The organism is Burkholderia sp. SIMBA_051, assembly GCF_046534915.1.
Classification (GTDB): Bacteria; Pseudomonadota; Gammaproteobacteria; order Burkholderiales; family Burkholderiaceae; genus Burkholderia; species Burkholderia ambifaria.
Genome location: NZ_JAWRXS010001008.1, coordinates 1 through 229 on the forward strand (window position 1 = coordinate 1; position 229 = coordinate 229).

1 protein-coding gene is annotated in these 229 nt (G+C 59.8%); it reads right to left on the reverse strand.

Annotated features, from left to right (window positions below; all coding sequences use genetic code 11):
• Nucleotides 1–229 (reverse strand): sigma 54-interacting transcriptional regulator (locus tag SB771_RS37525; protein WP_410722346.1); only part of this gene is annotated, 229 nt, incomplete at both ends.

Below are 229 nucleotides of genomic sequence, written 5' to 3' on the forward strand. Positions count from 1 at the left end.
GGCATCTCGGTGATTTCGTCAAGAAAGAGGGTGCCGCCGCTGGCGCGTTCGAAATAGCCTATATGCTGGCGGTCAGCCCCCGTGAATGCGCCGAGCTCATGCCCGAACATTTCCGATTCGATCAGCTTCGGCGAGATGGCGCCGCAATTGAGGGCGATGAATTCCCGTTTGCGACGCGCACTCATCTGATGGATGGTTTGCGCAGCGACTTCCTTGCCGGTGCCGGACG